Source organism: Odoribacter lunatus (assembly GCF_943193135.1).
Classification (GTDB): Bacteria; Bacteroidota; Bacteroidia; order Bacteroidales; family Marinifilaceae; genus Culturomica; species Culturomica lunata.
The window spans coordinates 65,961-74,485 of record NZ_CALPCZ010000010.1 but is presented as its reverse complement, the minus strand read 5'-3'; the positions used below and the strand labels follow the sequence as shown (position 1 = coordinate 74,485).

Here is an 8,525-nt window from a genome sequence, read left to right as displayed (position 1 = left end):
GCCCGTACAGGTCACCGTTACTTTCGGAACATCCAAGCGTCCCTTAGAGCAGGCGATTTGGGTGTAATCCACCGTAACCTCCCCCTCTTCGCTCACCGACACCACCTCGGCATTCGCCTGCATAAAAGCGTTCTGCACGCTCAATTGCCGCTGCCGGGTGGGAAATCCCAGCGCCGCCGCCTCACCGAATATATTCCCCCAATCGGACAATTCAGTAAAGATACGCCGCTGACGTTGTTGTGCCGGTGTATTCGAGGTATTTTCCTCGATTTTCATTTTCACTACATTCTGTCCGTTTACCTGGCAGAATGTTTGTTCGCCGACGGACCTCTTAATCCGCCGTGCGATGGCTGTTGCTTGATAAATAGCCATTATTACCTCCTTTTTAAAAGTAAATTAAAATATTTGCTCTTTGAACACGCCCCCGTTGTATGCGAGCAAAACAGAACATACAAATGGGGATACCCTTGCAGGTATTCGGGCAAACGGAACATTACCTGCCCGTCCTGCCGCACTCCTTCAACGGCCTCCAGCGGCTCGACATCAAACGTCCCGCCGTCCTCTTTCATCACAAACAGCTTCAAACGGTCGTCCGCCCAGGCATTCACTTGGTAGGGCGTATTTGTCCACGCCAGCACCCACCCGTCCGCTTCCTCCGCTTCCCGCAGCCGCAATTCATCGGGCAAAGCCAGTGAACCGTCCGTCAGGCGGATTTTGGAAAAATCGCAAATCATTCCGTTGCTGTTGAATGCGGGCAAATTCTGCTGCACCAGCAGATTGTAACCGTTTGCCACCCTGCCTTCCGCCGCTTTCTGCCAATAAGGATAAATGCCCACCTCCTTCAATGCCTGGTAAAAGATAGCGATAGACGCCATCCTTTCCTGTTGTGCCACTTGCCCCGGCGCAGAAGGCGGCTTTACCTTCCCGGGCTTTCTTCTTATACACCGCCGGTTCCGGTACACATAGACGATAACATCATCTATAACTCCCGTAAAGTTGCCGAACACCGACGTATTTTTCATTTCAATCATAATTACACAGATTAAAATTTATACCGCAAAGAAAAACGACAGGTGTGCCAAAACTTGTCCCTCTGATAAAAAAATGATATTTTTGCCAAAAAATCACATGGCAAGTCTGAATGCAATCCAGCGTTATCTGATAATCATCCGGAAAATCCGCGACAGCGGCGGGGTAACACTCAAAGAATTACAGGAAAAGATAGAAAACGAATTAACGGCACACGGAGACACCCAAATCGCCTCCTCCCCCCGGACTCTGAAGCGGGACATCCGAAACATCCGAAACGACTTGGGAATAGGAATAAATTACAGTCATTCCAAAGGGTATCACATAGCTGAAGATGAAGTTTCCTCTCCGGAAAACATTGAAACCATTTTGGAATCCTTCGACATACTCAATGCCCTGAACGCCGATACGGGACTGAACCACGTCGTCTTTCCGGAACGCCGCCCCTACCGGGGCACGGAGCATCTCTATCCCCTGCTCAAAGCCATCCGGGGAAATCGCCTCGTTCACATACATCACCAGAAATACGGAGAAACTGTCCCGAAAGAGCGCGATATTTATCCGTATGCTTTAAAAGAATGTCATGGCCGTTGGTATCTATTGGGCATACCGAAGGAGGAAGAAACAATTAAAACTTTCGGCCTTGACCGCATTATCCGGTTGCAGGTACTGCCCGAAAAATTTATGCCCCGAAAGATAGACATTCATGCACAATTTCAGGACTCTTTCGGCATCCTCGTCAAAGAAGAACTGCCGACGGAAGAAGTTATCATTTCTTTCGACGAAAACGATGGCAAGTACGTGGAAAGCCTGCCCATACACCATTCCCAGGTAAGAATCCCCGATTTTACCAATAAAGGGCGGATGATGTTCCGTTTAACACTCAAAATCACCGAAGACCTGCTTCTGGAACTCTTCTCGCGGGGCTACTCCATGCGAGTCCACCAACCCGAACACCTCCGGCAAAAGGTATGCGACAGGCACTGGGATGCTCTGGTGGTAAATGTGCTTGACCAATTTTGAGGTAACCGGGAGGAAACTCCGGGTCACTCCTATCCCATCCGCTACCCTTCGGCTATCCCATCCCTATCCGCAGATAGGCATAGAATAGGGTTGGGATAGGCAAGGGATAGGGATGATCCCCGGTTACCCCGGAAATACCCCCTTTTTATTACCTCCCTTTATCCTTTAAATATCTCTTCAAATTTGGCTTTCTTCAATGCCAGATTTTCTCCGCTATTGAATTTTTGGTTTCTGGAAGGATGATGAATGATGTAAACCGGTATATCGAACATCGTAGTATATCGTATTAAGTCCAGATTTCGACCTTCTTCCTTAGTTACCAATAGTTTTTTCAGTGGCATCTCTAAATATTTTCGCAACGCTCCGACAGGCCCTTTTTTATCATCTATCCCCAGCAATATAATGCGCTTAGGCTGCACGATATCCCGAATCAGTTCCACAGTTTTCTCCACACAAAACTTCAATGCTTCCCGCTTGCTATCCAATTGCAATAAACTCTTAAAATCGGCAGTATTGAAGTAACACACATTGGTTATAACGGCTTTTTCAAACACGGGATGCAAAATATCTCCCGAAAACAAATCACACAGGCTGTGGCTTCTCCAACTATTATCCAAGAACATATTCCGGTCATATTTAAGACTTTCAGCGCTTCGCACGCCATATTTCCCCTCTCCTCCCGGATTCGCCCCGATAAACATCGCCTCCGGACGGAAATACACATCAGACTGGAACGCGTAAAAATCCAAATTCATCCTCTCGCCCATGCGGTTGCATTCATCCGCCACTTCCTGTAGCCAATTCGACAGCTGTTGATTAAAATTACTGTTCATTCTGTTCATTTTTAAATTATTACACATTTTATCAATAACATATAGTTAGTATATCTTCCGCTGTCGGATTATACCCATTTCCGTCTGCTGTAAAAGTCCCTGTCATATTCCGTATGGCGTTTTTAAGCGGGCAATAATCACGAAGTCCCAAATTTTTTCGATAAGAAATCAAAATATTCTGAACCGATTGCAGATTCTCCAAGCCCTCAAAAGATTCCAATGCATCAAAAGATTTATACCAAATACGACCATACTTGTAATCATAATAATAAGTAGATAGTTTAAAGTCTCCCCCAATATTTTTTAAATTGCACAAACCTTTAAAAGAAGACAAAGATTTAAAAGAAGATTCATTATTAGGATTAGAAGAAGAATTATCGATGACAGAAACCGTCAACGTAAAATCACCCCCAATAGTTTCCAAGGACTCCAAGCCTTCAAAAGATTCCAACGCATTAAAAGAAGAAAAAGAAGAAGAAGAAGAACCAGATAGTTTAAAGTTTCCACCGATACTTCTCAAACTTCCCAAGCCTTTAAAAGATTTCAAAGCATCAAAAGAATAATAATAAGAAGAAGAATAATAAGAAGTCAATGTAAAATCTCCTCCAATATTTTCCAGCTTCTCCAAACCCTCAAAAGATTCCAACGCATTAAAAGAAGAAGAAGAAGAAGAAGAAGAAGCAAGCTTAAAATCTCCACCGATTTTTCTCAAACTTCCCAAGCCTTTAAAAGATTTTAAATCAAAAGAAGAAGAAGTCAATGTAAAATCTCCTCCAATACTTTCCAGCTTCTCCAAACCTTTAAAAGAGGATAATACGTAAAAAGCAAGAGACACCTTAAAATCTCCATCGATACGTTTCAAACTTTCCAAACTCTCAAAAGAAAAAGAGGATAAAGTGCCAAGACTACTACTCGGCAACGACAACAAAAAATCCCCACCGATACTTTCCAAACTTCCCAAGCCTTTTAAATTGATATACTTATCCATCGTAAAATCTCCACCGATACTTTTCAAATTTTCTAATCCCGCAAAAGATTCCAACGCTTTAAGCAAAGAAGACAAGGTAAAATTTCCGCCGATACTTTTTAAACTGCCCAAGCCTTTAAAAGATTTCAAAGCATCAAAAGAAGAAGTCAATGTAATATCTCCTCCAATATTTTCCAGATTTTCCAATCCCTCAAAAGATTCCAACGCATCAAAAGAATAATAATAATAAGAAGAAGAACCAGATAGTTTAAAGTCTCCGCCGATACTTTTTAAACTACCCAAGCCTTTAAAAGATTTCAAAGCATCAAAAGAAGAAGAAGAAGAATAAGAAGAAGAAGAAGAAGTCAATGTAAAATTCCCACCGATATTCTCCAGCTTCTCCAAGCCCTCAAAAGATTCCAATGCATTAAAATAAGTCTTACTATACAATGAAAAATCTCCACCGATACTTTTTAAACTACCCAAGCCCTTAAAGGAAGTCAATGCATTAGAATCATAAGAATCTAAAGAATAATAAGAAGAAATCAATGTAAAATTCCCACCGATACTTTTTAAACTTTCCAAACCTTTAAAAGATTCAAACGCTTTAAGAAAAAAAGCCAATGTAAAATTTCCACCGATAGTCTCCAGATTTTCCAAACCCTCAAAAGATTCCAACACATCAAAAGATTTACACCCCTCATGAATATCACCATGCCAATCTTTGTAATAAGCAGATAGTTTAAAGTCTCCCCCAATATTTTTTAAATTGCCCAAACCTTTAAAGGAAGACAAGGATTTAAAAGAAGATATATTTCCACCATACTCGTCGCTGACAGAAACCGTCAATGTAAAATCTCCCCCAATAGTTTCCAGATTTTCCAATCCCTCAAAAGATTCCAACGCATCAAAAGAAGAAGAATAAGAAGAAGAAAAACCAGATAGTTTAAAGTCTCCTCCGATACTTTTTAAATTTTCCAAGCCTTTAAAATATTTCAAAGCATCAAAAGAATAATAAGAAGTCAATGTAAAATCTCCTCCAATATTTTCCAGCTTCTCCAAACCCTCAAAAGATTCCAACGTCTGCGACGACAACGAAAAATTTCCTCCGATAGTCTCTAAATTCTCCAAACCCTCAAAGGATTTCATATTATACAAATAAACCTGCAAGCCTCCAATCCTTTTCAAACCGGACAGTCCCTCTAAGCTTTCTAAATAATTATTATTTACAACCAATGTATCGGTTATTTCCGTAAGTCTATTCCCAAGGTGTTGTAATGTGGTTATATTCCTTTGAATCGTAACACTTCCTTGCACTTTGGTGTATCCCGCTTCAAAGAAGTCAATCAAATCCTGTTCTGTCTCAAGCACTACATCCCCGACATAAGTTATCCCTTTTCCATATTGCATAAAATGAAGGGTGTCGGATAACTCGCTTTTTTTGTCTTTAATGACAATCTGTGCGGAACGGTCTTGTGTGCCGGTATTGGCCGAAATCTGAAAAATCAGGCTGTCTGTTCTCACGGCTCGTGTCTCAATCAGACGAACCCATGACGTGGCGCTGTCCGGTATCATCACATTGTACTCCATATCCGTCTCTAACTTTACGCCAAGTTTTTGTCCCTCCTGGGGAATTGTGTATTTCTTCGTTTCAATATCCAGCGTTACGCTTGTCGGTGAATCCGGATTATCCGGATTGTTGGGATTATCCGGGTCATCCAAGTGACTGCTGCTTTTGCTGCATCCTGCGAACATACAGGAAAATACCACGAACAGGTAAAAAAATCTTTTCATAATTGTTTACACCATTAGTTACCTTGAAAAGTCTCCAGAAAGGTATATTTATACAATAAATGAAGTGTGGAGACTACCGGTTTATCTATTCAAAGGTACGACCAAGCACCCACAGAGAAATAAACAGCTACTCCACACTCAACCGTATATTTGCAAATAGAGCAATATAAGGCAAGTATGAACGCTTGTAACTATTATCCTTCTCTGTAAAAAATTGGTCGTTTTTTGAATAAGGATAAACCAAACGCTTCAAATAAAATATGTTTGCCTGTACGGCATTTCCCGTATAAGCGAGTCAAATATAGAGAAAATATAAATTAAAACTCTCGCTATTAATTGAAATATCGAATAAATATTTTAACTTTGTATAGGTTGCTGTGTTAATATAAAAAGAAATGTCCATGACTTTTCAAAAAGTAGAAATTAATCCTAAACGAGTAGATTACTTGTTGGCATTATATAAGATGACCCCAAAAGAGTTGTTATCTCTACTGAACGAAGGAAGGAAAAAGCTTCTAACCAAAGAAGTTTTATTTCAAAAATACATGGATTTGGCTATATTGAAGCGTCTTGACAAAATTTTTGAAAAAGGTTTGTCTTTTTATCAAGATTTTACCGAACTTCCCAAAAAGCCGGAAAGCAGTGTGTTCTTTCGTAAATCCCAATTTGGAGTAAAACTCAACAACGAAACTATTAAAATCGTCCAGCAATTTGAGACACAAAAGGATTTGCTCGATGCCTATGCCAAGCTGACCGACTTAAAATTAGAAATTGACATAAAGCCCTATTCTCCGACCGAAAATCCGAAAGCCGTTGCAAATAAAATCAGACATCTTTTTATACCTGATAGAAGGTTTTCCAAAAGCAGGGAATTGTTGGTCGAAATGATAAAACTTTGTTCCGAACGCAATATTTTCGTTTTTGAATATGTTGAAACATGGAATAAAAAGAATAAATCAAATATTGACGGTTTCTTTTTACGCCCTAACATGATTGTTCTGAAACGCCAAAAATCTTACAAACGTGAAATTTTTACTCTTGCTCATGAATTGGGGCATTGTCTATTGGGGATTGAAGAAATAGAAGAGTTGGATGTTTTAAATATGAATCCTCATTCATTATCAAATATTGAGCGTTGGTGCAATGATTTTGCGTTTTATTTGATAATGGGGGAACAAGCACAAATATTAGATTCAATTTCATCCGTAAATGAAAAAAACGATTATTGTTATGAATTAGTTCAAGAACTTTCCGAACAAACATTTATCAGTCGGATTGCCATTTACACGCGTCTATTATTTGATAAAAAACTTTCACAAAAAAATTATGCTTTAATAAAAAATGATTTGGATGAACAATATACCCTCCGAATAAAAGCAGAAAAAGAGAAAAATACGAACAATAAAAACAATGCAAGAACCCCCAAACCTATTTTGTCTCCGCTTTTCATAGAAACGATGCAATATGCCTTATATAAAGGCGTAATTAATGAAGTGACGTTCTGTGAGAAATTAAAAATCAATCCTTCTAATCTGAATAAATATATCGTATGGTAGTAGTAGCTGATACTTGTTCATTAGTGGCATTGTCAAGGTACTACTCCCCTTTTGACAATGATAATCAACTAAGCGGTTTTTTGGAAAAGAATTTCAATAGTCGTAAACTCCTTTTATTGGATAGCATACATAAAGAATGTTCCTATATAGCCCAAGGTCTTGTATTTAAAAATCTTCCTTTTCTTAATTCAGATAAAAAATTGATAATTAATACTTCATCACTTGTTCCACCCGCGCCCCAGCGATTTAGTAATCAATTGGACAATAATTTGGCGGTAATGCTTGAGAAGAAAAAAATGACAGAAATACAATATATTCAGGCTAAACAGGAATTTTTAGAAACCGGAGATGCTAAAATTATCATTTATGCATTAAATGAACGTAATAAAAATAGCTTATTGGTTGAGGAATTATATGTATTAACTGAAGAAAAGAAAAATCAAAATGACGGAAAATTATTCAAGAAGTTACCTACAATTTGTGAATTCTTTGATATAAAAGTTATTACATTGCCCAATTATCTCAAATTAAACAATATAAACATCGATTGGAGTATTCCTGATATTTAGATTATCAAAAAAAGCGGTCTGAACAGACCGCTTTTCTTTTGTGTGAACCGAAGTTGTTATTTTTTGAAGTAACGGTTGTATAGTCCTTCAAAGCCTTTGCCGTGGCGGGCTTCGTCTTTGGCCATTTCATGAACGGTGTCATGGATGGCGTCGAGGTTCAATTTTTTAGCCAGGGTTGCTATCCGTTTTTTGTCTTCACAAGCTCCGGCTTCGGCTTCCATTCTCTTTTTCAGGTTGGTCTCGGTGTTCCAAACACACTCTCCCAACAGTTCTGCGAATTTGGCAGCGTGTTCGGCTTCTTCCCAAGCGTAGCGCTTGAATGCTTCGGCTACTTCCGGATACCCTTCCCGGTCTGCCTGACGGCTCATGGCCAGGTACATGCCGACTTCCGTACATTCTCCGTTGAAGTGGGCTTTCAGGCCTTCCAATACTTCGTTGTCAACGCCTTTGGCTACACCGATTACGTGTTCATCGACAAATGTCAATGCGCCGGTTGTCTCTGTTACTTCTTTGAATTTGTCACGGGTGACTTTACACTGCGGACAGATTGCCGGTGCTTCTTCCCCTTCATGAACGTAACCACATACAGTACAAATAAATTTTTTCATAATTACATCATTACAAGTTTATAACTATTACACGCTTAAAAGCAGATGCGAATTAACTTCTTTTTTCAATGAAATGCAAAAAAAATTGTAGTTTTGCCGTATGTTTTTCGTGGGTGTATCGGCACATATTTTTATTTACCTGTTGG

7 protein-coding genes and 1 pseudogene are annotated in these 8,525 nt (G+C 39.5%); 3 read left to right on the top strand and 5 right to left on the bottom strand.

Annotated features, from left to right (window positions below; genetic code table 11):
• Both NFR61_RS05850 and NFR61_RS05845 read right to left on the bottom strand, forming a co-directional pair.
• A pseudogene (locus NFR61_RS05850) lies at positions 1-372 on the bottom strand (hypothetical protein); the annotation flags it as partial.
• A gap of 2 nt (positions 373-374) precedes the next feature.
• Complete coding sequence (locus tag NFR61_RS05845; RefSeq protein WP_251621631.1) at positions 375-1,031, bottom strand: DUF6266 family protein; 657 nt, start codon at positions 1,029-1,031, stop codon at positions 375-377.
• Between the two features lie 97 nt (positions 1,032-1,128).
• On the opposite strand from NFR61_RS05845, the gene NFR61_RS05840 reads away from it, so the two are divergent.
• Positions 1,129-2,052, top strand: a complete 924-nt coding sequence (locus NFR61_RS05840) for a helix-turn-helix transcriptional regulator (RefSeq protein WP_251621630.1) — start codon at positions 1,129-1,131, stop codon at positions 2,050-2,052.
• 158 nt (positions 2,053-2,210) lie between these two features.
• On the opposite strand, the gene NFR61_RS05835 is transcribed toward NFR61_RS05840, so the two are convergent.
• Both NFR61_RS05835 and NFR61_RS05830 read right to left on the bottom strand, forming a co-directional pair.
• On the bottom strand, positions 2,211-2,885 hold the full coding sequence (locus NFR61_RS05835) for a uracil-DNA glycosylase family protein (protein ID WP_251621629.1): 675 nt from the start codon (positions 2,883-2,885) through the stop codon (positions 2,211-2,213).
• A 31-nt stretch (positions 2,886-2,916) separates the two neighbouring features.
• The gene (locus NFR61_RS05830; protein WP_251621628.1) at positions 2,917-5,646 is read right to left on the bottom strand and encodes a BACON domain-containing protein; all 2,730 of its coding nucleotides are present in this window, start codon (positions 5,644-5,646) and stop codon (positions 2,917-2,919) included.
• Between the two features lie 401 nt (positions 5,647-6,047).
• Here NFR61_RS05830 and NFR61_RS05825 point away from each other — a divergent pair, with 401 nt between their 5' ends.
• The gene (locus tag NFR61_RS05825; RefSeq protein ID WP_251621627.1) at positions 6,048-7,202 is read left to right on the top strand and encodes an ImmA/IrrE family metallo-endopeptidase; all 1,155 of its coding nucleotides are present in this window, start codon (positions 6,048-6,050) and stop codon (positions 7,200-7,202) included.
• On the top strand, positions 7,196-7,771 hold the full coding sequence (locus NFR61_RS05820; RefSeq protein WP_251621626.1) for a DUF4411 family protein: 576 nt from the start codon (positions 7,196-7,198) through the stop codon (positions 7,769-7,771). The genes NFR61_RS05825 and NFR61_RS05820 overlap by 7 nt, the downstream gene beginning before the upstream one ends.
• Before the next feature lie 56 nt (positions 7,772-7,827).
• On the opposite strand, the gene NFR61_RS05815 is transcribed toward NFR61_RS05820, so the two are convergent.
• Positions 7,828-8,379: an NADH peroxidase gene (locus tag NFR61_RS05815; protein ID WP_251621625.1), complete on the bottom strand. Its 552-nt coding sequence runs from the start codon at positions 8,377-8,379 to the stop codon at positions 7,828-7,830.
• Between the last annotated feature and the right edge of the window lie 146 nt (positions 8,380-8,525).

Bases quoted from the DNA above. Each gene is read 5' to 3' on its own strand.
- NFR61_RS05845 (WP_251621631.1), bottom strand. From the start codon at position 1,031: ATGATTGAAATGAAAAATACGTCGGTGTTCGGCAACTTTACGGGAGTT.
- NFR61_RS05840 (WP_251621630.1), top strand. From the start codon at position 1,129: ATGGCAAGTCTGAATGCAATCCAGCGTTATCTGATAATCATCCGGAAA.
- NFR61_RS05835 (WP_251621629.1), bottom strand. From the start codon at position 2,885: ATGAACAGTAATTTTAATCAACAGCTGTCGAATTGGCTACAGGAAGTG.
- NFR61_RS05830 (WP_251621628.1), bottom strand. From the start codon at position 5,646: ATGAAAAGATTTTTTTACCTGTTCGTGGTATTTTCCTGTATGTTCGCA.
- NFR61_RS05825 (WP_251621627.1), top strand. From the start codon at position 6,048: ATGACTTTTCAAAAAGTAGAAATTAATCCTAAACGAGTAGATTACTTG.
- NFR61_RS05820 (WP_251621626.1), top strand. From the start codon at position 7,196: ATGGTAGTAGTAGCTGATACTTGTTCATTAGTGGCATTGTCAAGGTAC.
- NFR61_RS05815 (WP_251621625.1), bottom strand. From the start codon at position 8,379: ATGAAAAAATTTATTTGTACTGTATGTGGTTACGTTCATGAAGGGGAA.